This window comes from Paenibacillus sp. FSL K6-1318, assembly GCF_037976905.1.
GTDB classification, from domain to species: Bacteria; Bacillota; Bacilli; order Paenibacillales; family Paenibacillaceae; genus Paenibacillus; species Paenibacillus amylolyticus_A.
On sequence record NZ_CP150270.1, the window covers coordinates 1,831,818 to 1,855,164 of the forward strand.

20 protein-coding genes are annotated in these 23,347 nt (G+C 49.4%); 18 read left to right on the plus strand and 2 right to left on the minus strand.

The genetic code is table 11. The features are described from left to right. Positions 1 to 116 precede the first annotated feature (116 nt). The 8 genes from NYE45_RS08200 to NYE45_RS08235 all read left to right on the plus strand — a co-directional run bounded on the left by NYE45_RS08200 (position 117) and on the right by NYE45_RS08235 (position 11,501). Complete coding sequence (locus NYE45_RS08200; RefSeq protein WP_340016343.1) at positions 117 to 1,694, plus strand: extracellular solute-binding protein; 1,578 nt, start codon at positions 117 to 119, stop codon at positions 1,692 to 1,694. Between the two features lie 45 nt (positions 1,695 to 1,739). Next, positions 1,740 to 2,687 (plus strand): sugar ABC transporter permease, encoded by a 948-nt coding sequence (locus NYE45_RS08205; RefSeq protein WP_340016344.1) that lies wholly within the window; start codon positions 1,740 to 1,742, stop codon positions 2,685 to 2,687. Positions 2,688 to 2,755: 68 nt separating this feature from the next. Continuing rightward, positions 2,756 to 3,619, plus strand: coding sequence for a carbohydrate ABC transporter permease (locus tag NYE45_RS08210; RefSeq protein ID WP_157116298.1), 864 nt, complete (start codon positions 2,756 to 2,758; stop codon positions 3,617 to 3,619). 43 nt (positions 3,620 to 3,662) lie between these two features. Further along, positions 3,663 to 6,017 (plus strand): AraC family transcriptional regulator, encoded by a 2,355-nt coding sequence (locus tag NYE45_RS08215; RefSeq protein WP_340016345.1) that lies wholly within the window; start codon positions 3,663 to 3,665, stop codon positions 6,015 to 6,017. Positions 6,018 to 6,059: 42 nt separating this feature from the next. Continuing rightward, on the plus strand, positions 6,060 to 7,577 hold the full coding sequence (locus NYE45_RS08220) for a sulfatase-like hydrolase/transferase (protein WP_340016346.1): 1,518 nt from the start codon (positions 6,060 to 6,062) through the stop codon (positions 7,575 to 7,577). 150 nt (positions 7,578 to 7,727) lie between these two features. Continuing rightward, entirely contained in the window at positions 7,728 to 9,626 is a 1,899-nt protein-coding gene (locus NYE45_RS08225) for a hypothetical protein (protein ID WP_340016347.1), read from the plus strand. A 93-nt stretch (positions 9,627 to 9,719) separates the two neighbouring features. After that, the gene (locus NYE45_RS08230; RefSeq protein WP_340016348.1) at positions 9,720 to 10,724 is read left to right on the plus strand and encodes a formylglycine-generating enzyme family protein; all 1,005 of its coding nucleotides are present in this window, start codon (positions 9,720 to 9,722) and stop codon (positions 10,722 to 10,724) included. A gap of 168 nt (positions 10,725 to 10,892) precedes the next feature. Further along, complete coding sequence (locus NYE45_RS08235; RefSeq protein ID WP_062833387.1) at positions 10,893 to 11,501, plus strand: DUF1349 domain-containing protein; 609 nt, start codon at positions 10,893 to 10,895, stop codon at positions 11,499 to 11,501. A gap of 26 nt (positions 11,502 to 11,527) precedes the next feature. Here NYE45_RS08235 and NYE45_RS08240 read toward each other — a convergent pair whose 3' ends face one another. Together NYE45_RS08240 and NYE45_RS08245 are read right to left on the minus strand one after the other, a co-directional pair. Then, positions 11,528 to 12,634 (minus strand): MFS transporter, encoded by a 1,107-nt coding sequence (locus NYE45_RS08240; protein ID WP_340016349.1) that lies wholly within the window; start codon positions 12,632 to 12,634, stop codon positions 11,528 to 11,530. 88 nt (positions 12,635 to 12,722) lie between these two features. Then, the gene (locus NYE45_RS08245) at positions 12,723 to 13,253 is read right to left on the minus strand and encodes a TetR/AcrR family transcriptional regulator (RefSeq protein WP_340016350.1); all 531 of its coding nucleotides are present in this window, start codon (positions 13,251 to 13,253) and stop codon (positions 12,723 to 12,725) included. Positions 13,254 to 13,444: 191 nt separating this feature from the next. Between NYE45_RS08245 and NYE45_RS08250 the strand changes: the two genes are divergently transcribed. The 10 genes from NYE45_RS08250 to NYE45_RS08295 all read left to right on the plus strand — a co-directional run bounded on the left by NYE45_RS08250 (position 13,445) and on the right by NYE45_RS08295 (position 23,331). Next, entirely contained in the window at positions 13,445 to 14,290 is an 846-nt protein-coding gene (locus tag NYE45_RS08250) for an AraC family transcriptional regulator (protein WP_340016351.1), read from the plus strand. Positions 14,291 to 14,468: 178 nt separating this feature from the next. Further along, a complete protein-coding gene (locus NYE45_RS08255; RefSeq protein WP_340016352.1) occupies positions 14,469 to 15,056 on the plus strand; it encodes a nucleotidyltransferase family protein in 588 nt (195 codons plus the stop codon). Positions 15,057 to 15,106: 50 nt separating this feature from the next. Then, positions 15,107 to 15,841: a YdcF family protein gene (locus NYE45_RS08260; protein WP_340016353.1), complete on the plus strand. Its 735-nt coding sequence runs from the start codon at positions 15,107 to 15,109 to the stop codon at positions 15,839 to 15,841. 162 nt (positions 15,842 to 16,003) lie between these two features. Continuing rightward, on the plus strand, positions 16,004 to 16,525 hold the full coding sequence (locus tag NYE45_RS08265; protein WP_340016354.1) for a hypothetical protein: 522 nt from the start codon (positions 16,004 to 16,006) through the stop codon (positions 16,523 to 16,525). A 117-nt stretch (positions 16,526 to 16,642) separates the two neighbouring features. Further along, positions 16,643 to 17,533, plus strand: coding sequence for a TIGR01777 family oxidoreductase (locus tag NYE45_RS08270; RefSeq protein WP_340016355.1), 891 nt, complete (start codon positions 16,643 to 16,645; stop codon positions 17,531 to 17,533). 343 nt (positions 17,534 to 17,876) lie between these two features. Next, positions 17,877 to 18,878, plus strand: a complete 1,002-nt coding sequence (locus NYE45_RS08275) for a beta-ketoacyl-ACP synthase III (RefSeq protein ID WP_340016356.1) — start codon at positions 17,877 to 17,879, stop codon at positions 18,876 to 18,878. Further along, entirely contained in the window at positions 18,868 to 20,160 is a 1,293-nt protein-coding gene (locus NYE45_RS08280; protein ID WP_340016357.1) for an ATP-grasp domain-containing protein, read from the plus strand. The genes NYE45_RS08275 and NYE45_RS08280 overlap by 11 nt, the downstream gene beginning before the upstream one ends. Further along, entirely contained in the window at positions 20,157 to 21,152 is a 996-nt protein-coding gene (locus NYE45_RS08285) for an SDR family NAD(P)-dependent oxidoreductase (protein ID WP_340016358.1), read from the plus strand. The genes NYE45_RS08280 and NYE45_RS08285 overlap by 4 nt, the downstream gene beginning before the upstream one ends. Then, a complete protein-coding gene (locus NYE45_RS08290; protein WP_340016359.1) occupies positions 21,146 to 22,006 on the plus strand; it encodes an MBL fold metallo-hydrolase in 861 nt (286 codons plus the stop codon). Before NYE45_RS08285 ends, NYE45_RS08290 begins: the two co-directional genes overlap by 7 nt. After that, positions 22,003 to 23,331 carry a F390 synthetase-related protein gene (locus NYE45_RS08295; RefSeq protein ID WP_340016360.1) on the plus strand — a complete coding sequence of 443 codons (1,329 nt, stop codon included), beginning with the start codon at positions 22,003 to 22,005 and terminating at the stop codon, positions 23,329 to 23,331. The genes NYE45_RS08290 and NYE45_RS08295 overlap by 4 nt, the downstream gene beginning before the upstream one ends. Positions 23,332 to 23,347 lie beyond the last annotated feature (16 nt).

Here is a 23,347-nt window from a genome sequence, read left to right on the forward strand (position 1 = left end):
TGAAAGCTTTGACCGGTCAGGAAGAATCTTCTTCAAGAGCCTGTCAAAGCCCCTTTTTTAATCGTTAATCCGATTAAGACTATAGGTTTAAGAGACTAAGGAGGATGGGAAAGCCTATGCAAAAAGTGGGGAAACGCAACACCCGTAATCTGGCCTGGATCATATCGGTTGTCATGGTCATGTCCGTGGTGCTTAGTGCATGCGGAAATAATGAAGAAGGACAGGTAAGTGGCAGCAGTGGCAATGCCGACGATCCGTTGGAAGTCAGCATTATGACCATCACGCCGAGTGCCGTCCCCGCTGCTGATGATAATGTAATCAAACGCGCCATTGAAGAAGCGACTAACTCCAAAATGAATATCCAGTGGGTCTCCAACAATATCTACGGTGATAAGCTCAATCTGACCCTGGCTTCCGGGGATATACCTGATCTCATCATGATTAATGATCCATTTGGAAGTACCTTCACCAAGATGGTCAAACAAGGTGCTTTTTGGGACATCACCCCTTATATCAAGGACTATACCAACCTTAGCGGAGGCATTCCCGATATTGCCTGGGATACAACCAAGGCAGCAGACGGCAACAATTATGGGATCCCGCGACCTCGCCCGGTCACTGGAGATTCTTTTTTCATCATCCGCAAGGATTGGCTTGACCGATTGAATTTGCAGGTGCCAGAGACCACGGATGAGTTGTTCAACGTGATGGAGGCTTTTGTGGAGCGGGACCCCGATGGTAACGGAACCAAAGATACCACCGCACTTGCCGCTTATATCAGTCCTGATGATCTCGGTTGGGGAGGTAATCTGGGCCCAGTACTCGGTGCCATTGAGAATTCTTTTATCGGCACCAATAGCAGTTGGAAATGGGATGAGTCGCAGGGGAAGCTGGTCTACAGGGAGTTGCTACCTGAGGTGAAAGAATCCCTTCAATATCTAACCAAAGCCTATAGCAGCGGCATGATGCCGGAAGATCTGCTTTCGCTCAAGCTGACGCAGGCCAGGGAACTGTTCAAGCGCAATCAGGCGGGCATTATCGTGGACAAGACAGGTACAATGCGCAAAATCTATGCCGATGACCTGAAGAAGGTTGATCCCTCTTTCAAATATACGGATTTCTATCCTTTGACCAATCTGAATGGATATAATCCGAAGGGTTCGGGATACAACGGTATTCTGGCGATCCCAGCGAGTGTGCCGGAAGAGAAGATGAAACGAATTCTCCAACTCGTTGATACCTGGATGAATCCGGAAGTATTTGAAATCCAGCAGTTCGGGATTGAAGGTACGCATTATGAAGTGGTCGATGGCAAAAAGGTAGCGAGTAGTGAAAAATTGACGGCGGATAACGCGTCGGATTTCAATCATATCGTTAACGTCATCGACCTGCCTTGGGATACCACGGGTGAAACGGATGAAGAGACACAGGCCAATGAACTGTTCAAAAAAGTGGAGGCAGAGCGAGACAAAACGAGCGTAGCGGATCTGGCCGCTGGTCTTCAGTCCGAGACTGGGCAGAAAGTGCTGCCTGAACTCAACAAGAAGATCCAGGATCTGAAAGCGAAAATTATTTTGGGCCGGGAGCCGATTGAAGCTTGGGATGCCTTTGTGGAAACCCTGCGGAATGATCCGAATTTCCAGGCGATGAGTGATGAGATGACCGAAGCTTACAAGAAAAGAAATGGACAGTGAATCTGAGGGAAGGAGCTGCACACCATGAGCACCCATGAGCAACGAATGAGTAAGGTTAAGGGGAGGCAGACTTCATCCAAAAAGAAAGGCTTAAACCTGCTGTCCGCACTTCGGCGTGACCGGTCGTTATATTTGCTCGCATTGCCGGGCATATTGTTCTTCCTCGTTTTCAAATACATCCCGATGTGGGGCATCATCATTGCATTTCAGGATTACTCGCCCTTTCGGGGGATTCAGGGCAGTGAGTGGGTGGGCTTGCAACACTTTACAGCACTCTTTGGTAATCCGGATTTTGCTTTGTTGTTCCGAAATACGCTGGCAATCAGCCTGCTCAATCTGATTTTGTTCTTTCCTTTTCCGATCCTGATTTCCCTGGGACTCAACGAACTGCGAAGTGTGGCGTATAAGAGACTGATTCAAACGATTATCTACATGCCGCATTTCCTCTCCTGGGTGATCATTGCCGGGTTAACACTGCTGCTGTTCGCCAAAGGAACGGGACTGATTAATGAGTTATTCACTTTATGGGGGTGGCCCCGCGTGGATATATTGACGAACCCGGACAGCTTCTGGATCATGGTCACCTTGCAAGCGATGTGGAAGGAAGCTGGTTGGGGCACGATTGTGTTCCTGGCCGCCATGGCGAGTGTGGATACTCAGCTGTATGAGGCAGCACGCATGGATGGAGCGGGACGATTGCGCCAGATCTGGCATATTACGTTGCCTGCCATCCGCAGTGTCATCATCGTGCTCTTGATTTTAAGACTCGGAGACATCATGGAGGTGGGATTTGAGCAAATCTTCCTTATGTACAACGGCGCTGTATCTGAAGTGGCCGAAGTGTTCGACACCTATGTATACCGCACAGGGATCGAGCAGGGCGATTTTAGCTACAGTACAGCAGTTGGACTGTTCAAATCCGTAATTGGTCTGGTACTGGTCGTTGTCGCAAATCGTGTGGTTAAGCGCATGGGTCAGGAAGGCGTCTACTAGTTCGATCCGGCACCTATCCATACCCGGTCAGCCATTAATCAATGGAGAGGAGGTTTCGAATGCATCGCATGAAATGGAGTGAGCGGATTGGACAGTCCCTAAATGTGGTTACGCTTGGACTACTGGCTGTGGTCATGTTTTTCCCGCTATATTATGTTTTCGTCGTTTCATTCACGGACCCGGGAGAATATTTGCAAAAGAAAATTGTACTCTTTCCGGAACGCTGGTCTGTTGAAGCCTATACGTATTTGTTATCCACGCCTGCCTTTGCACGCTCGCTGGGGAACAGTGCATTTCTGGCAACCGTCGGCACGGTGTGCAGCCTGGCTGTATCATCCTCTCTGGCTTATGCGCTGTCCCAGAAGCGATTCCACTTCAGAAAAATACTGATGTTCCTGATTGTACTAACCATCTTGTTTAGTCCGGGCATCATTCCAAATTACCTGCTGGTGCGGGAACTCGGGCTGATCAATAATATCTGGGCATTAATTCTGCCTGCGCTCGCCAATGGCTGGACGGTGTTGTTGATGAAAAATTTCTTCGACAGCCTGCCCGCAGAGATCAGCGAAGCGGCATCCATTGATGGCTGTAGTGCCATCCGAACCTGGTACACGATTGTGTTGCCCTTATCGATGCCTGCGCTTGCTGCTTTTGGATTGTTTTTCGCTGTAGGCTACTGGAATCAATTCTTCGCGGCACTGTTATACCTGAATGATTCTGCCAAATGGCCCATCCAAGTATTATTGCAAAACATGTTGCTGAACGCATCCAATATCGATCTGGTTGCGCCTGGACAGCAGGTGGAGACACCGCCGACAGAAATGTTGAAGATGGCCGCGATTATTGTAGCCATATTGCCAGTACTGGTGGTGTATCCATTTATACAAAAGCATTTTGCCAAAGGAGCACTGATCGGCTCGGTCAAAGGATGAATCTGCATTCAGGCGGGTATTCCCGGGAAGGAGGTCCATACAGATGATATTCAAGCGCACAGCAGACCCATTACCCAAAGGGCGTTATTTCAGGCGAAGCCTGATGATGATTCTGTTTATCGCCTGCATTCCGGGAGTCATTACAGGGGTGCTGCTGTATGGCTGGGTCACCGTCAAAATGGAAAAGATTTTGCAGCAAACCCATCTGCATCAGTTTGAACAACGTACCGTGTGGGTTGGCGATCAATTGGATGCACTTGAATTGACCTTCTCGCAGTGGGCCTTCGATCCGGTTTTCGATAATCGTCTGAAAGAGCTCGATTTTGTATTCAAGTATAAACAGGTGCATGAACTGTACCGATTGCTGCTGATGATTCAGAATTCCAATACATTGATCGGCAAAGTTCAGTTGTATCTGGGGGAACCCCAGGCCGTGAAGATGGATTCTGAACGGTATGATTTTATCAAAGACGCTGGGGAGATTGAGAAGTATGAACGGTTGACTCACCAGCCCCAGGCCACATATTGGTCACGTTCCATGGAGGGCACATCCATGATGATGGTGAATCGACTTCCGGGTGGAAGCGACGATGCACTGGGGGCACTAACGATCACGCTAGATAACAAGCAACTGGGTAACATGTTACAGACCTTGTCTCCGTATAATGGCGGGACGACATTCCTGCTGGATGAGCAGGGGAAGCCCATGCTTCCACAAGACCAGGCGCTTGGTGGATTACAGCATGCTGTCCGTGAACATCTGTTGAACCAGGAAGGGAATCTGTCTTCATTTCTGATGGAATATGAGGGCCTGACCTACTCGGTTCAATCGGGCACCTACCGCAGACTGGGTACCGATTGGACTTATGTGTCCGCGGTTCCCCTCAATGAAATTGTAGCTCCAATTGTGTCTGTGCCCCGAATCATTCTTCTCGTCAACGGATCTGGACTCTTGCTGGCTCTGATCCTGTCGTGGGTCGGTTCACTGCAGCTCTATAAACCGTTTACGAAATTACTGCGAATATTTACCGTGGCTTCTGTCCGCCCGAATGGGTCTGTACAACTGGATGAAATCAAGCATATTGAACAGCGCTGGATTGGCGTTAATCAGGAGAGAGAATCGTTGCAGCAACGGTTGGAAGAGCAACTTCCACTCGCTCGGGAAAGCTTGCTGATTCAACTCACGCTGGGTCATCTGTTACTGTCATCCGACCATGAATGGAAGCAACGTCTGGCACAGCTGGGCTGGGTCCTTCGGGATGAGCGGTTCATCATCCTGTTTGCTCACATTCGTCCGAGTACAGTTCTTCTGTATGGGGCAAAGGAGCGAAATCAGAGTGAATCTCAGGAGTGGATCAGTTTTGCCGCAACGGACATGCTGAACAGGCAGTTGGAGGATCTTCCTTACCTTGCCGAAACGATTAATTACCATGACATGTCCATTGCACTGTTGCTCGCTATCCCTCCAGAGGTCCAGCCAGAGACGCCTGAATTCAGAGATGAATTATCTCGGATGGCTCAGCATTGGCTGGAAGCCGTGCATTCGGAATGGAACGTTCGTATGACAGTCTCGATCAGTAAACTCACATCAGATGCCTCCCATATCCCACAGCTGGTCAGAGAATCGAGGACTGTGTTGAGGAAAAGACAATTCTCTTCCAACGCGACCATCATTGATATGAATGAGGAGGCAGAGCAGGATGTGAATGAACATGGAGTATATCCGCTTGAGCTGGAGCAGGCCATCATCTCGGCATTACGTAGTGGTGAACAGGACTCTGCCCTGGAACAGTTCAGCATATTTATTGGCACGTATGCTGGATCTGAAGTGCCGGAGAAGCATGTTCGTCAGGCTTTATTCCAACTGCTGGCACGCATACAACATACCCTTTTGCAATTAGGGGAAGATCCGGTCGAACTGTTTGGGGTAGGGATGTATGAAGAGGTGCTGCAACTGCATGATCTGGATGAATTGTTCCTGTGGTTCAGGGAACGGATTGTGCACGTATGTGTAGAGGAATTCACAGGCAAGGAAGAGAAGCAGATACAGATGGCTGTTCATCAGATGAAGGAGCATGCGCAGCAGCAGTATGCAGAAGCGTTATCGCTGGATGAATTGGCCGATCGTCACGGGATTCATTCCTACACGTTAAGTCGGGCGTTCAAGCAGACATTCGGGCAAAATTTTGTGGACTATTTGACTGAGGTAAGGCTCCACCGGGCCAAGGAGCTGCTTGAATCAACAGACATCAAGATCAGTGAAATTGCGGAGCAGGTGGGCTATCAGCCCAGTTACTTCAATCGTTTGTTCAAAAAAAGTGAGGGAACGACGCCAAGTCGTTACCGGGAAGACATTCACAAGCATACCGGGCACAATCGGGGTAACCGCTCCGTTTAAATCACGCCTTAGTTTTCAGCCGAAAGGAGAGTGGGATGTGACGTGTCACAGGACAAGCCAAATATTATTTTTCTCATGACGGATCAGCAGCGATGGGACTGTATTGGAACGTTCAATGAACATATTCATACACCGAATCTCGATAAACTTGCAGCCGAGGGAATCACGTTCCGCGATGCGGTCTGCCAATCGCCAATGTGTGCGCCAAGTCGAAGCTCCATGATGATGGGGTATTATCCGTCCCAGCTTGGGGTCCGAACGAATTATGGCGGATTGTTCGAGGAAGACAAGCTGCCTTCCGAACCTTTGCCGGAGTTAATGCACCGCGCAGGGTATCAGACAGCGGGATTTGGGAAAACGCATTGGAACCATAGTGATGGTGTAGATGAGCCTTCCACGCGAGGGTTCGAAGTAAGATCGATCGGTCTTTCCCGTCAAAGTGGTCATTATGAACAGGGAGCAACAATGATGGGTGACTTCCATCCCGAAGCACTGGAAGCCTATCATCAGGAGACCAAGGATTTTGGCAGCGGTGAGGAAAATGTCAACGGTTATACAGGGCTTACGAGTCAGATTCCGATGAATCAGCATCGGGATGGCTGGGTAGCCGAGCAGGCGCTGCAGTTTTTGGATGAAGGGGTCGACCCGGAGCGGCCGTTATTTTTTTATCTGTCTTTCCTGAAGCCACATGCCGGGTTCAATGTGCCCAAAGCATTTGAAGACCTGTATAGGCTGGAAGATATTCCGGATATCCCACAACCGCCGTGGGAGGATGAAATGCAGACTCACCTGGCAGCTTCCGATGAACTGAATTCGAATAGTCGACAGTCATACCTCGACAAGAAGAAGGTATGGGACCAGCGAAGTTTGGAGGAGCGAAGGAGGACTACGTTAAGATACTGGGCGAATTGCTCCTGGCTCGATCATTACTTTGGACTCGCTTTGGAGAAGTTGGAGAACCTGGGAAGGCTGGAGAATGCGCTGATTGTATTTGTCTCGGACCATGGAGAGATGCTGGGGGAACGACAGTTTCGCTTCACCAAATACAATCTGTATGACAGTAGCGTGAGGGTGCCGCTTATCTTGTCCGGTACCCACATTGAGGAGCAGAAGCGCGGAACGATTGACCAGGGGCCTGCGGAATTGGTGGATCTGGTGCCGACATTGACACGTGCAGCCGGACTTGAAGCGAATCTGATGCTTCCTGGTGTCGATCTGCTGGGCGATCTCCGGCATCGAGGAACGTTCTGTGAATTTCATGGAAAGGGCGTAACGGCGCCTCATTCGGCTCCGGCCTATATGTGGCGGACCACGGAGTGGAAGCTCATTCTGTACATGGAAGGCTCTGTCGCGGAATCCGCATCCAGAGTGCATGAAACGAAGGGGGAATTGTATCTCCTGACGGTTGACCCTCATGAGTGGACGAACCTGTATGATGAGGAGCAGCATGCTGTAATTCGGGAGCAACTAAAGACCGAACTGCTGATGCATCTGGCGGTCAGTTGGGCGAAAGGGCCCTTTTTCTATGATCGTGGAGGAACCAAGCCGTTAGAGCGGTAGATAGACCATGTTGACCGGGCAACCGGAGGCAAAGCAGTTATTGCTGAACCAGATCAGTCGATCTCATTAGATTGGCTCGTGGGGACAGAGATAACCGGCTTTGCTTTTTTTGTAAGCATATACTAACCAATCGACGGAGGGGAATTGTAAATGAAAACCAAATCAACTGTGGCCAGAGGAACAAAAGTACTATTCACATTGCTGTTAAGTGGAGTTATTGGATGGACTGGTGTTGTTTCACCGGGAGGGGGCGTACTTCAGGCAGATGCAGCAGAAGGATCTGCACCACGTCTGGTTGAAAATCTGGGAAGAGGTCTCACTGCCGTATATCTGGGAGAGAGCAAGGTATATCTGAGCTGGCGTCTGCTTGGGACCGAACCGCAGCAGGTTACATTTGATATCTATCGTCGGACGGGTACAGAAGAGGTGAAGCTGAATGACCAGCCTTTGACACAGGGAACCAATTATACGGACACCAATGTAGATGTAACCCAGAGCCATACGTATATCGTGAAGTCTTATGTGGAGGATAGCTTACAGGATGCGAGTGCCGAGGTCGTATTGGCAGCCAATCCCGAGATCCGCAGTTATTTCAGTATTCCGTTGCAAAATATAACATCCAATCCGTCCGATTATTTTGTGCAGCATGGTTGGCCTGGGGATCTGGACGGTGATGGGGAATATGAATACGTCGTCACCCGCATTCCGGTGAACGGAGGCAATAAATATGTGGAGGCCTACAGTCTGACCGAAGGTTTCCTGTGGCGGATTGATCTGGGGCCATACAGTGTCACGACGATAGATACATATAATGCGCCGCCTGCTTCCGTCAGTGAATTTGGGGTGCCGGGACTTGGAGGCTGGCGGGACAACGACAATATAACGGTGTTTGATCTGGACAGTGACGGGAAGGCTGAAGTGCTGCTGCGTACCTTTGAAGGGGTAGCGTTTGCGGATGGTGAGGTCGTTCCTGCCACAGCGGAGCGTGCACAGTATGTTTCCGTCGTGGATGGATGGACGGGAACAGAAGCGGCACGCACAACGATAACCAATGATTATGCAGCCGATGGTCCGCTCAGTGGGCACTTTGGCATTGCTTATCTGGATGGTGAACATCCAAGCCTGATTACGGCGCTCAAAAATCGTGCGCTCAGCCGCAACTTTCAGTATGTGACGTCAGCCTATGACTATGCAGGCGGTGCCCTGACCGAGCGTTGGAGACATGCGGGAGCGGACGGCGAGTTTTTCCACCAGATTCGTATACTGGATCTTGACGGGGATGGGAAGGATGAGGTGTCATTCGGAGGCTGGGCGCTGGATGATAATGGGGAGACCCTATACAGTCTGCCGGGTGTAGTCCATGGCGATCGTTTCCACATTACAGACATTGATCCGGCTCGACCGGGGCTGGAGCAATTCGGGATTCAGCAGGCGGAGAACGGAAACGTCAATCAATTCCCTTGGTTTTATGCCGATGCGGCGACGGGCGAGATCATTCGTACAGGGGAAATCCCGCAGGATGTCGCACGGGGAACACTGGCAGACATTGATCCAACGCACAATGGGCTTGAGATGTGGTCCAGTTCAGGCAATATCTACAATGTGGACGGCGAAGTGATCAGCTCAGTTCAGCCCTCAACCAATTTCAGAATTTGGTGGGATGGTGATGTGCTCGGCGAGCTACTGGATAAGAATTTTGTGGAAAAGTGGGATTGGGAGCAGAACACAACAACACGTCTGTTTACAGCCGATGATGTTCGCGTGAATTCCAGAAACGCCCCTGTACTCTATGGCGATCTGCTGGGGGATTGGAGAGAAGAAATTCTCTATGAAACGAATGATTTCACAGCATTGCGTCTGTATACAACAACGATACCATCCGATGCCCGCATCTACACGTTGCCACATAACCCCGCCTACCGCAATGGGCTGGCGGTGAAAGGATACATGCAATCCTTGTTGACGGATTATTATCTGGGTGAAGGAATGACAACACCAACCGTCCCGAACATTCTTCCCGTCGTGTACAATGGGGATCATGAGTCTTAAACCAAAGGGAAGGGGATGCTTTAGATGCATGGTCAGATATCCAAAAAGGAAACTTCCTGCTGTTGTTCTGCAAGCCGAAGCGGCAGGATGGAAGTGAAAATTCAATCAGAGGACACGCCAGAATTGACGGCTTCCCGTGACATGAGTGTAGCGTCTGACCATGCATCTCCACTTTCCGTTGACCGCCTACCGCTTAGTACGCTGGCGGGAGATGATGGATACATCGCCGGGCGAAAGGACAGGGACCGCCTATGGATTGAAGGTGGACGTTTCCTTATGGGCACCAATGATCCGGAAGCTTTTGCAGGTGATGGGGAAGGGCCTGTCCGGGAAACCGAGGTGGACTCCTTTTATCTGGATGAATGCACGGTGACCAATGCGCAGTTTGAACAGTTTGTAAGGGAGACAGGTTATCGAACGGAGGCCGAGCGATTCGGCTGGTCCTTTGTTTTTCATTTATTCGTTTCTTCGCAAACGGCTGCTCATGTTCGTACCGTGGTGCAGCAAACGCCCTGGTGGTGGGTTGTTGAAGGTGCGGACTGGTCACATCCCGAAGGGCCTGACTCTGATGTAAATGACAGGGCTGACCATCCCGTTATCCATATCTCCTGGAACGATGCCAATGCGTATTGTGGCTGGGCGGGTAAGCGCCTGCCCTCAGAAGCCGAGTGGGAATATGCAGCCCGAGGTGGATTAATCCAGAAGAAATATCCCTGGGGCGACGTTCTGCGGCCGGATGGACAGCACCAGTGCAATATCTGGCAGGGAACCTTTCCAACTCAAAATAATGCCGCAGATGGTTATGCGGGTACAGCTCCATCCCGATCCTTTACTGCGAACGGATATGGATTGTACAACATGTCAGGTAATGTATGGGAATGGTGCGCTGACAACTATGTTACGGATCATGAAAAGTCTATACTTGCTCAGACTGTTGCTTCTCCCGATGAAGTTCGCAAGGTGTTAAAAGGTGGTTCCTACCTTTGCCACCGTTCCTATTGCAATCGGTACAGAGTGGCAGCACGGATTCCCAATACGCCGGATACATCCACCGGACATATCGGTTTTAGATGTGCATCCGATGTATTGCCGGTATAGCGTGTTATTGATAGGACATACCGAATACGATTATGTATATGAAAGGAATACAAGCGACTCATGTGAGTCGCTTTTTTCCTTTTACTGATCCGAAAGGATAATTCCGTTATTTCACGAATACAACAGAGAACTCAGCGAATTCAAAATTACAGACAAAGGGTGTGCCACATGACGAATCTATTCGAACAATGTTCAGGTCAAACATTATCTGCTAATCTGGGATGGCTGAACGAGCCAGCAGATTGGTCCATTGAAGACGGCAAAGTAACGATAACCGTTTCGCCGATCAGTGACTTTTTTATTGATCCGGGAGGTGACCCGGTGAAAGCCTCAGCTCCATTTTTACATACGATCATCAAGGGAGATTTCAGCATTGTCACTCAAGTACAGGTGGACATGAAAGAACAGTATGATTCAGGCTGCCTGATGGTGAGAGTGGACGATACGAATTGGGCTAAAGTTTGCTTTGAGTATTTCGAAGAACAGCCGTCCATTCTCAGTGTCGTGACTCGTGGTAACTCGGATGATTGTGTATCAGCACCTGTAGAGGTTAGCAAGCCTTATTTACGTGTAGCCCGGGCAGGCAACAGCTTCGCTTTCCATTATTCTCAGGATGGAGAGAAGTGGAAGCTGGTTCGTTATTTCGGACTCGACTGCCCGGAAGAGATCAAAGTTGGCATTGTGGCCCAATCCCCCATTGGGCAGGGGACGACGGTTACTTTTACAAATGTACAGCTTCAACATGGGGTGACCGGAAGTGTTCGCCGAGTAGAATAACATCGATCAGAAGGTAGTTCTGTCATTTATTTCACCCGAATTAGCAAGCCGAACAGGCCGAGTACAGCAAAGGCCAGAAATGCCGTTGTATTGGAAAACACTTCAATCGTGTAACCTGCCATGGATGAGCCGAGGAATTGCCCCACACCCAGCGCGAGAAAGGCAAGGCTGATTCCGATGGATACATTCGGACTGAATAGTCTCGTGGCCCAAACGATGAACACACTGGTCAGGAAAATATACGTGCTGCCAAACATGATTGCAGAGATGAGGCTGGCAGTCATCGATGGCAGAAGGATAACCCCGAGCGAAATAGCCAATAACAGTATGCCTATTCGGTAGGACCACCCAATCTCGAACCGTTCAATAATGCGACCAGCGCATCCGCCGAGTATCCCCATAACCCCCATCACAATCCAGAACAACACGGCTTCCGAATCGGAGGCCCCTTTCTCGTCTGTCAGGAAGTTGCGGGCAAAAGTCCAGTAGATTGCTGAACTAACACCTGTCAACAGACAAGCCATCAGCAGAGCAGAACCCGCTCTGGTTGGTTTCATGCATGTCCAGATGGATTTGGTACAAGGCAGTGTCCTTGTAGGTGGAATAACACGTCTGTTCCACAGCAGAACCACAACACCAATCACAGCAAACAGGATGTAGGTTAGACGCCAGTAATCCGTGAACAGCCAGTAGAGTGGACCCGATATTACAATCCCGAAGCTGGTCCCTGTGTTAATCCAGCTGTTGCCTCTTGCTTGCAGATTGGGTGCAAGCTCGGCATTAACCGTGTTACCGAGGGCTGGAGAGGCCCAGCCTGTACTCAAACCTGCTAGAAATACACTAAGTGTAAGAACCCATGCATTCTGAGACAGAGCGATGCCGGTTAATCCGAGTACTGCGCTGATCCCGGCCAATTGGATGACATAATGATGCCCTTTGCGATTGATTAACAGCGGTGCACTTAGAAGGGACAGACAATATGCAATATACGTTCCGGAGTTAATCGCACCGGACGCTGCATCGTTCAATTGTAAGGCTTCCGAAATTTCCGGCATAAATAGTCCATAACTGAATCGTCCGAATGCATAACATACAGCGATCAGTGCAATGCCTGGAAAGATAATTTTTTTCATTAAATTCACCGCCTTTTAGATAGAACGATCATTATATTTCTTGTGAAATAAAAAAGTGAGTTGAACTACTAACTCACCCGGAATGTCATTACTTGAAACTGGTCTGCGTCATGTGGATCAGTTCGCGGCAGACTTCATTTACATTTTCTGTCTCGGCCAATGCAGTAGAACCCTCCAGTAGCAGGGAGAATCGCAACAGATCTCGATCACTTGCGGAAGGCGCCAATGTATGGATTAAAGTTCTCATATGTCTTTTATGCGCATTCACTGTCTGGACGATAATATGGTCTGCATGACCTCCGAATTCTTCTTTGGCACGTAAAAATAAGCACCCTCTTGATTCATGTTCCTTTAGCCAGGTTGCATGTCCTTCAGCCAGATTGAGAAACATGGGTTGTGCTTTATTGTCTGCATATCGCCTGAGCTGTTCCAAATAACGCTGTTCGCGCCGCAGAAGCACCTGCACGATGAGGTCATCCTTGGACTCAAAGTGGTTATATAACGTCATGATGGCGATCCCGGCATCCGTGATAATCCGCTTTAAGCCAATGGAATGGAAGCCGTGGAGGTAGAATAATTCTTCAGCCACGTTTAAAAGCATTTCCTTTTTGCTGCTCATGATCAGTGATACTCTCCCTTCAAAATGAGATAGAACGATCATTATACTCGTAGGCTATAATAAATCGTTTACATTGTCAAATTCTGTGGCTTATCTCGTCTTGTGCGCTTGAACCGGACAAATGAAAGCACAGCATGACAGGTTATGGCGTTGTTTTTCAGTTATATTAGACATCAAGGAGTGATTAACACATGAACTGGATCAACGCATTACAGGTCGCTATTCAATATATGGAAGACCACTTGCTCGAAAATATGACGATGGAGCAGATTGCAGCGCAGGCCCATATCTCTCCTTTTCATTTTCAACGTACCTTTGCCTTATTAACTGATGTTACTGTAGCCGAGTACATAAGACGCAGACGGTTGACATTGGCAGCACATGAGCTGCTTCAGAGTGATGTTAAAATTATCGATTTGGCACTTAAATACGGTTTCGATACACCCGAATCTTTCTCCAAAGCCTTTCGTAGACAACATGGTATCGCACCCAGTGAGGCTCGAAAGAATAGTAACGCTGTCCAATCGTATAATCGTCTGGTTATTCAAGTGAGTCTAAAAGGAGCAGAACCGATGAAATATAAAATTGTTGAACATCCTGAATTTACGTTAGTGGGAGTGAAGCAGGCTTTCTCATATGTAGATGGGGAACATCTGCAAGGGATCGGGAAGATGTGGCAGGAAGCGTGGACGAGCGGTACAGAGGATCGTTTGTTTGAACTGAACAATGGGGCTATTCCAGGGTTACTCGGTGTCGTTGTGGATCAGAGCGAAATCAAGGAAAAGCAACTGGAATACTGGATTGCTACGGCTTACGATGGTGAAGTACCGGAAGGATTATCAAGCTTCACAATGCCTGCTTCCAAATGGAGTGTATTTGAAGTAGAAGGCCCGATGCCGGAGAGCATGCAGCTACTGTGGAAACAGATTATTTCGGAATGGTTTCCATCCAATCCTTATGAGCACGCGTATATGCCAGAGCTGGAAGTATACCCGGGACCCAACCAACCGCCGCAAATCTGGATACCGATTAAATAAATATTAACCATCTCAAATGCTATACAAATGTAGCCCATAGACAGTCGGATAACCGCCGATGTTTACGGGCTATTTGGTTGTGATTGGTCAGAAATGCGAAATAGTGAAGAGGATGTTCAAGCGTTGTTCATTTTATTGCAGATAGGTAAACATGATATATTGGAACAAGGGTTTATTAATGAGAGAACATAAGGTGAACCGCAGGGAGGCAGACATGTTGCATGAGGAGAAATTCGTTCGAGCGATTATGGATCATGAGGAATTAATGCACGACCTGCGGCGAGTTCGAAGTCTGCAATTGCCTCAATGTTACATAGGCGCAGGATATGTTCGTAATTATATCTGGGATCTTCTTCATGGATATGCCCTTCGCGAGCTGCATAGTGATATCGATGTTATCTATTATGATGCGTCAGACCTGCGTGAGGAACGAGATATACAGCTCGAACAACAGCTTCGTGAAGAGACGGGAAATTCAAAGTGGTCGGTCAAAAATCAGGCGAGAATGCATCTGCGCAATGGCACAGTTCCTTATCATTCTACTAAAGATGCTCTTCGCTATTGGCCAGAAATTGTGACTGCTATAGGAGTACAGTTGGATGAAGAGGATCGGGTGAACATCTGCGCTCCGCATGGTCTGCATGATCTGTATCAACTCGTAGTCCGCAAAAGTCCGTTCTTCACGGATGCTGACTATTATAATCAACGCGTACAGAAGAAGTGCTGGCAGGAACAATGGCCGAAACTAACGATAATAACAGCTTGAATAATAAATGATTTGCGGAATAGCGGGTACAAGAAGGAGTGTCTACGGATTTGATAAAAAAGTTCTTACAAAAAAATGGACTGATCATTGATCTTGTCCTGTTGGCATGTTTTGTGGCATTTCTGATCTTCTGGGGCCAAAGGTTTGCAGTCATGTTTTTCGGAATGATCACGGTGGCTTTTATCGTGCTAAGACGAATCGACTATCAGAAGCATGTTATTCTGAAACGGATTATCCTCACCGGATTTGGCGTGGTTGCCGTCTCTTTTGTCATTATTGAAGCACTTGTATTCACACAGCTTGGTGCGAATGATCCGGAAGAAGCGGACTATGTCATTATTCTGGGTTCGGGTATCAGAGGAACAGAATTGTCATTGACCCTGAAGCAAAGGCTGGATACCAGTCTGGACTACATTCGCAGTCATCCTCAGACACCGGTCATTGTATCGGGTGGGCAGGGACCGGGAGAATCGATTCCTGAAGCGCTCGCCATGAAAAACTATCTGATTGAACAGGGGATTAGCCCCGCCCAAGTCATTATGGAAGATCGCTCCACAAGCACACAGGAGAATTTGGCCTTTTCCAAAAAAATCATTCTTGAGTCCGGGCTGGAACACCCCGAGATCATGATCGTCACCAGTGACTATCATATGTTCCGATCCAAATATATCGCTGCCAAGAACGGTTATGCGGCAGAATACGGCATATCTGCCCCGTCACCGGGATATTTGAAACCGGTCAACATGATCCGTGAATATTTTGCTGCGATCAAAACATTTATCTAATGCATCGGCATGAATACAAAAAGACAATTTCAAGAAGACAACTCCAAGAAGACAGCGATTGACTCCTGACAGCGTGTGAACGTTGTCTTTTTGTATTCAGATATATGAATCTCAAACCATGCTATAATATAGGTCATTAATAGAAGAACGATGTAGGAGTGAATGATCATTACAGCATATCAATTACCTGCTCTATATGAGCAGAAGAAAGTTTCAATGCAAGAGATGGAAGAGATTGTACGCCTGTTGGCCCAAGCACCGCTACTATATGATGATGGACAGAGCATTCAGGTTCAGGATTACATGGGAGGATTGGAGGTCGAACTTGAGCATGTGGTACGTCGTGCAGTGATCGAGTTGTATGGACTGGCTGTTCAGGCCTGCCGCGCCTTCGCTGATCCATTGGCGTACGAGCAGTTTCAGGATGCGCTTGGGTTACAGGCTGAGTTATGGCAGGAGGGAGTGCTCACTCTTGCGAAGTGGATGGACTGGTTGAAGCAGATTAGTGAAGGAAAGAAAACACTGCCAGAGTATAACTTTACAGCCATGCTTGGCAACTTGCCAGACGGATTCATGATCCATGACTTTTATGATGAACTCCGATATCAACTGGAACAAAACTCTGCAAACGCATGGGCGATCGAAGAGCGGGATCGTTTGTACGCAGCTCTGGGTGCGAATTAAATCAAACCAAATGGTCACCAGCGGTGTTTAATCTAATATAAGCATTATGCATGCATAGAAGCATTCCAATCTATATCTTGCGAATTCTTTACCCAGTATGGGAAATGAGGGGATACCGTGAAGAAGGTTGTATTGGCTGGTGGAACGGGATTTGTCGGACAGGATTTTGCACAAAGGTTCAAGAAGCTGGGTTACGAGGTGCTGATCATCTCGCGGCAGGCCGGTCATATTGGCTGGGAGGATCGAGCAAGAATCATAGAGGCACTCGAAGAAGCAGAGATGCTGATTAACCTGGCAGGTAAATCGGTGAACTGCCGTTATACGGATGAGAATCGCAAAGTCATTCTGGAATCCAGAACCCGTACTACGCGTATTCTCGGCGAAGCCGTCCTGGCCTGTAATCATCCTCCAGAGTTATGGATTAATTCGAGTACAGCAACCATATACAGACATGCCGAAGATCGTCCCATGACGGAAAAAGAGGGCGAGATTGGCTCCGGCTTCTCGGTTGACGTTGCCAAGGCGTGGGAACAGGCTTTCTTCGAATTCAGTCTGCCGTCTACGCGTCAGATTGCATTGCGGATTGCGATTGTGCTGGGTGAGGGCGGCGTGATGGTACCCATGACGAACCTGGTCCGTTTTGGCCTGGGTGGTTCGCAAGGAGCGGGAACACAGCAGTTCAGCTGGATTCATATCGAGGATCTGTTCCGCATGGTGATCTATCTGCAGGAGCATCCACACCTGAATGGTGTGTTCAATGCCTCCTCGCCGCATCCCGTTACGAATCGCGAGCTGATGGCGAGCCTGAGAGAACAGATGGGTGTTCGGATCGGACTGCCTTCCCCTCGCTGGATGCTTGAAGTGGGCGCACGTTTTATTCAGACTGAAACAGAGCTTGTCCTCAAAAGCCGATGGGTGATTCCCGAGCGACTGGAGAGGGAAGGATTCACTTTCACATACGGTACGCTAGATACCGCTCTTGCGGAGATTTTGAATAAGAAGAAATGACACTTCATAACAAAAGAAAACACAACAGGAAGGGCAGAGGCATCTGCCCTTTTATTATATATTTTAAGGTTTACGTCATGGCGTTTCGCCATTTGAGGTGGAGGATTCATTTCATTTATATATGTTCAACTAAACATTTACACGATAACGGAGAGGGCAGAAAAAACTGAAGAAGCGAAGCGGTCGCCTTTATCCCCGGATTTTCCCTTTTTAAGAAGGGAATCAAAAAAATCTGGGGATAACAGCGATCGGAAGGTTGTTCTGTCATCGGAGTGTCAGTGTAAATACAATACTAATTAGCTGAACTTATTATCAGTCAGATGAACAGAAAGAGGTTGGGGAAATGCAACTTAGAAGAGTAAGGATCGCGGGAACAGGGAAGTACCTGCCTGAACAGGAAGTTACCGATGAGGAACTGGACCGTCGCTTGGGCGTGCCTGCCGGCTGGGTTAGCAAAGCAACAGGCGTAGGTGTACGCCACTATGCTTCGGGTGAAGAAACCTCTTCCTTCATGGGTGCGCGGGCTGCCGAAGCTGCACTGGCGGATGCAGGACTGCAATTTGGGGATATCGACTGTCTGGTGTGTACCAGTGGCACGAAGGAACAACCGTTGCCAAGTACGGCGGTATTTATCCAGCAGGCCATGGGGCAGCAAGATTCGGGCGTACCTGCCTTTGATATGGATGCAACTTGCCTAAGTTTCCTGAACGGACTGGATGTAATCTCCTATATGGTAGATGCCGGACGTTACCAGCGAGTACTGCTCGTAGCCACTGAGATTGCCTCAGCGGGACTGAATTGGTCGGATAAAGAGAGTGCTGCCCTGTTCGGAGATGGAGCGGCCGCCGTTATTATTGAACGTACGCCTGAAGGATCATCGTCACAGATCGTCCATGCTTCACTTCGGACCTACAGTCGAGGTGCTCGCTTCTCGGAGATTGCCGGTGGAGGCACACGGCTGCATGCATCTAATTACAAGGCAGATCAGCCGGAGCCCTATTTATTTCATATGGATGGACAGGCCATCTTCCGCATGGCTTCCAGACTTCTGCCTGGATTCATCAGCGACATGTTACAGGCGACCGGGAATCGTATGGAGGATTTTCAATTGGTCATTCCACATCAGGGGAGTGCCATGGCGATGAGATTGATTCGCAAGAAGCTTGGGATTGCTGAAGATCGGTTCATGGACATCACACGAAATCACGGCAATACGATTGCGGCGTCCATCCCGATGGGGCTGCATGAAGCGATTAGACAACAGCGCATTCAGCGGGGGGATCGAGTGCTGATGATTGGCACGGCTGCCGGATTATCATTGGGAGGACTCATTTTTGACTACTAGATCTGGGGAAACCGGACATCACACATCTGCTTCTCTCCGTGTGTTGCTTACAGGCGGAAGGGCCCCCGTAACGCTCGATTTGGCACGCATGCTTCATCGGGCAGGCCATCGGGTCTATGTTGCGGAGAGTGCCGTACGGCATCTGACCAGATCATCCAGTGCAGTGGAACAGTGTGCTGTGGTCCCATCACCGCGTCATGACACACGTGCGTATCTGACGGAGCTGGAACGGTTGGTTCAGAAGTGGCAGATTGATCTGTTGATTCCGATGTGTGAAGAAGTCTTCTATGTTGCTCAAGGGGCAGACAGACTGCGTGCATATTGTCGTGTCCTGGTTTCAACTCTGGAGCAACTGCATGAGCTGCACCATAAATATGATTTTATCCAGCTTGCAGGGTCACTCGGTCTTTCGGTTCCAGATACACGCCTGATCAATAGTCAGCAGGAATGGATGGAAGCTCAGTCTGTTCTGGGGAGAGTAGGAGATTGGGTGTGGAAACCGGTGTATTCCCGCTTCGCAGCCAAAGTTCGCATGCCGACACTCATGACCGATGACACGGGGGCAAGGACTGATCAGCAAGGGAATGTAAGCCAGAAGAATCATCGACATTTACGTAACGATCCGCCGGACGAAGGGGAATTATCCTCTATTTCACCTTGGGTTGCACAGGTATTCATTCCAGGTCAGATGTTATGTACATACAGCATAGCGCATGAAGGGCAACTGGTTGCGCATTCCACTTACGACAGCTGCTATCGTACAGGTAGCGTGGGAGCCAGTGTTTTTTTTGAACAGGTGGAACATGAAGGTGCCCTTGCGTGGGTGAGACAATTTGCCCAGGCAACGGGGTTTAGCGGACAGATTGGGTTTGATTTTATAGAAGGTCAGGATAGGCGAGTGTACGCAATTGAGTGTAATCCGAGGGCAACGAGTGGGATTCATCTGTTTCACCCCGGAGATGACTTAGTGCGTGCACTAACTGAACCGGAGACGTTGGTCAAGGAAGGAAAAATGATCACACCCGCACTGGGCAGCAAAGCCATGCTCATGCTTCCCATGCTGGGAAGCGGGGTTCAGCAGATCTTCGGCAAAGGAAAGTTCCGGGCATGGATAGCAGCGTGGCGTGGCACCAGGGATGTGGTCTATGCACGACAGGATCTTCAACCTTTAATGGAACAATTTGGAGTGGTGCTGGCCGCATGGCGCCTGGCAAGATCGCAGAAGTGCTCGCTGACTGAAGCTTTGACTCACGACATAGAATGGAACGGTGAACAACAATGAACAGAGCATTGGTTACAGGAGCTACAGGATGTCTGGGTAGGCACCTCGCGATCCGACTTGCAAAAGAGGGATGGGAAGTCACCGGTATGGGCCGACAGCCTAAGGTTGGTGCAGAACTTGATTCTGCAGGAATCCGATTCCTGAATGGAGATATACGGGATGAGGCAGCAGTAAACGAAGCGTGTGCGGGGCAGAATGTGGTGTTTCACTGTGCGGCACTATCCTCGCCATGGGGCCGATATCGTGACTTTTATAGCAGTAATGTAGAAGGGACACAGAATCTCGTAGATGGCGGTATACGTGGTAATGTAGAGCGATTCATACATGTCTCGACGCCAAGTATATATTTTAACTACAACCCGCGATATGACGTACATGAGAATGATCCGTTGCCATCCAAACCAGCCAATCATTATGCCGCCACGAAGCTTCTCGCTGAGCAGGTCGTGATGGAGGGGCATGCGAAGGGACTTCCGTCGATCATGATTCGACCGCGAGCGATCTTTGGCCCGTATGATCAGACGTTATTTCCCAGAATTGTAGCAGCAAATGCGAAATCGGGCGTGCCCATGATCGGTGGTGGACAAGCATTAATCGATCTGACATGTGTGGATAATGTGGTGGATGCCCTATTATTGTGCCGCGATGCCTCTGACGAAGCGCTCGGCCGAGCTTACAATATCTCCAACGGCGATCCGAGGGCGTTCAGTGAGTTGGTAAGCAGCTTGTTTGGCATGCTGGATATGCCATTGCGTCGTCGCAACATTCCTTATCGGACGGCATATGGAGCGGCAGCATTGCTGGAGCGAGTTCATGGCTTTATTCCTGCGTTGGGTGAACCTCCGTTGACACGGTACACAGTCGGCTCCTTATCCATTCCACAGACATTGGATATTACAGATGCACGGGAGCGATTGGGGTACATCCCTCGGGTATCTATTGAAGAGGGTTTGCAGCAATTTGCAGACTGGTGGAGGGCTGAATCATGCTGACGACAAATCCGGTGGAACTATATCTGGGTGCGGCGGGTTATTGTACACATCCAGAGTTTCTGACGCTGCGCGCTGGTCGGTTGAGCCCAGTACCTTTCCCGGCAGGATTTGCCTGCATCATTCATCCCATACATGGACCGATCCTGTTGGATACGGGATATAGCTCCCGCTTTTTTGAGGAAACGGCTCATCTGCCCAACGCACTGTATCGTCATATTACACCTGTGGTTTATCGTGAAGAGGATAGTGCCCTTCATTTTTTGGCTGGGCTTGGACTGAAAGCTTCCGATATTCGGTATATCATCCTCTCGCATTTTCACGGCGATCACATCGCGGGTGTACGAGATTTCCCGGAGGCTCAATTCATCTATCTGCCCAGAGCTTATAATGCTGTGCGCTCACTCGGTCCGATTGCGGCTGTAAAAGCAGGCTTTCTTGCCGGGCTGTTGCCCGAGGATTTTACGGCCAGATCATTGCCTGTTACGTGTCAGCCTGAGCGGTTGACGAGAATAGGGGAAGGATTCCCTTTTGATGAGGTCTACGATATCTTTGGCGATGGCAGTCTGCTGGGGGTGGATGTATCTGGTCATGTGGAAGGCATGATGGGGCTCCTGCTGTGTACGGAAGAACACGACTATTTCCTGTGCGCGGACGCGGTGTGGTCGAGTCGGGCTTTTCGTGAACAGCGCAGACCTCATGCGCTCGCGGGTATTATTATGTCAAATCGACAGGAATACCATCGTAACTTTGACCGACTGGTTCAGCTGCATCAGCAGTTTCCTCACATTCGGATTGTGCCGAGTCATTGTCGAGATGTACTGGACGCTTGGGGTACAGGAGGGCTGAAACGATGAGCAATACCCTTCGTATTGTGGTTCATTATGCGCTTGCACGTGGGCTGCGAACATGGAAAACGCGAGAACAACTGGAGCGCTGGCAAGAGCGCCGGGTTATTCGGCATGTCGATCAGATCCGTGCCCGCTCTCCGTTTTACCGGAAGTGGTGGGGTAGCTTGAACGCATCCGACTGGAGAAGATTTCCCTTGATTGACAAATCGATTATGATGGAGCACTTCGATACACTGAACACGGTAGGCATTACCAAGGATGAAGCGTTGGCCCTTGCAGGCGAAAGTGAAGAAACGCGTGACTTCAAACCTTCCATTCAAGGCGCGACGGTTGGACTGTCTTCGGGTACGTCAGGGAACCGGGGGATATTTCTGGTGAGTGATCGGGAACAGGATGCGTGGACGGGCACGGTGCTGGCCAAGTTGCTGCCTGGTGGACTGTGGAAACCTGCAAAGATTGCGTTTTTCCTGCGGGCCAACAGTAATTTGTATGAATCCGTGCAGCGTGGCAAATTGCAGTTTCAGTACTTTGATCTGCTGGAACGTGTGGAGACTTTGGTTAAGCGGCTGGAAACCTACCAACCTACCGTGTGGGTGGCTCCTCCATCCATGCTGCGTCTGTTGGCGGATGCCTATGTGGCAGGCAATTTGACCGCTGTACCGGATAAAATCATCTCTGTTGCCGAGGTGCTGGATCCCCTGGATCGCAAGGTGTTGGAGCAGGTCTTCGGACAAACCGTTCATCAAGTCTATCAGTGTACAGAAGGGTTCCTGGGTGCTACTTGTCGTTATGGCACGCTGCATTTGAATGAAGACATCGTGCATATTGAAAAAGAGTTCATTGATCCCGCCACCCGGCGGTTCGTGCCCATTATTACGGACTTCTCCAGAACATCACAGCCGATTATCCGGTATCGGCTGAATGATATCCTGACCGAGGCGGCGCTGCCATGTGCCTGCGGTTCCCCGTTTACCGCCATTGAGCGGATTGAAGGCCGCTGTGATGACACGCTTTATTTTTCAAACATACATACGGGTGAGGCAGTACCGGTCTTTCCGGATTTCGTGACCCGTGCAGTCATTGCGGCTTCGCCGGATATTGAACATTATCGTGTGGTACAGCAAGAGGACGGGACAATGGAAGTATCCCTTCGACTTGGCGGGAGCGCAGTGATGGCTCAGGTTGAGACCAATGTACTGCTGGAACTGATGAAGCTGGGAGAGCGGCTGGAATGTAATCTGCCTGAGGTCAGATTCGTTCCGTATACGTTCGAACCGGGAGTCACGAAGCTGCGCAGGGTGGAGCGACGGCATAACGGAGTGGCGGATTAGAAGCAGTCTTGCGATC

What these genes read in the sequence shown, in the direction of transcription:
- NYE45_RS08265 (WP_340016354.1), top strand. Translation starts at nt 16,004, where the DNA reads ATGATCATTACAGCATATCAATTACCTGCTCTATATGAGCAGAAGAAA.
- NYE45_RS08295 (WP_340016360.1), top strand. Translation starts at nt 22,003, where the DNA reads ATGAGCAATACCCTTCGTATTGTGGTTCATTATGCGCTTGCACGTGGG.
- NYE45_RS08255 (WP_340016352.1), top strand. Translation starts at nt 14,469, where the DNA reads ATGAGAGAACATAAGGTGAACCGCAGGGAGGCAGACATGTTGCATGAG.
- NYE45_RS08290 (WP_340016359.1), top strand. Translation starts at nt 21,146, where the DNA reads ATGCTGACGACAAATCCGGTGGAACTATATCTGGGTGCGGCGGGTTAT.
- NYE45_RS08235 (WP_062833387.1), top strand. Translation starts at nt 10,893, where the DNA reads ATGACGAATCTATTCGAACAATGTTCAGGTCAAACATTATCTGCTAAT.
- NYE45_RS08225 (WP_340016347.1), top strand. Translation starts at nt 7,728, where the DNA reads ATGAAAACCAAATCAACTGTGGCCAGAGGAACAAAAGTACTATTCACA.
- NYE45_RS08205 (WP_340016344.1), top strand. Translation starts at nt 1,740, where the DNA reads ATGAGTAAGGTTAAGGGGAGGCAGACTTCATCCAAAAAGAAAGGCTTA.
- NYE45_RS08240 (WP_340016349.1), bottom strand. Translation starts at nt 12,634, where the DNA reads ATGAAAAAAATTATCTTTCCAGGCATTGCACTGATCGCTGTATGTTAT.
- NYE45_RS08285 (WP_340016358.1), top strand. Translation starts at nt 20,157, where the DNA reads ATGAACAGAGCATTGGTTACAGGAGCTACAGGATGTCTGGGTAGGCAC.
- NYE45_RS08275 (WP_340016356.1), top strand. Translation starts at nt 17,877, where the DNA reads ATGCAACTTAGAAGAGTAAGGATCGCGGGAACAGGGAAGTACCTGCCT.
- NYE45_RS08215 (WP_340016345.1), top strand. Translation starts at nt 3,663, where the DNA reads ATGATATTCAAGCGCACAGCAGACCCATTACCCAAAGGGCGTTATTTC.
- NYE45_RS08210 (WP_157116298.1), top strand. Translation starts at nt 2,756, where the DNA reads ATGAAATGGAGTGAGCGGATTGGACAGTCCCTAAATGTGGTTACGCTT.
- NYE45_RS08250 (WP_340016351.1), top strand. Translation starts at nt 13,445, where the DNA reads ATGAACTGGATCAACGCATTACAGGTCGCTATTCAATATATGGAAGAC.
- NYE45_RS08200 (WP_340016343.1), top strand. Translation starts at nt 117, where the DNA reads ATGCAAAAAGTGGGGAAACGCAACACCCGTAATCTGGCCTGGATCATA.
- NYE45_RS08245 (WP_340016350.1), bottom strand. Translation starts at nt 13,253, where the DNA reads ATGAGCAGCAAAAAGGAAATGCTTTTAAACGTGGCTGAAGAATTATTC.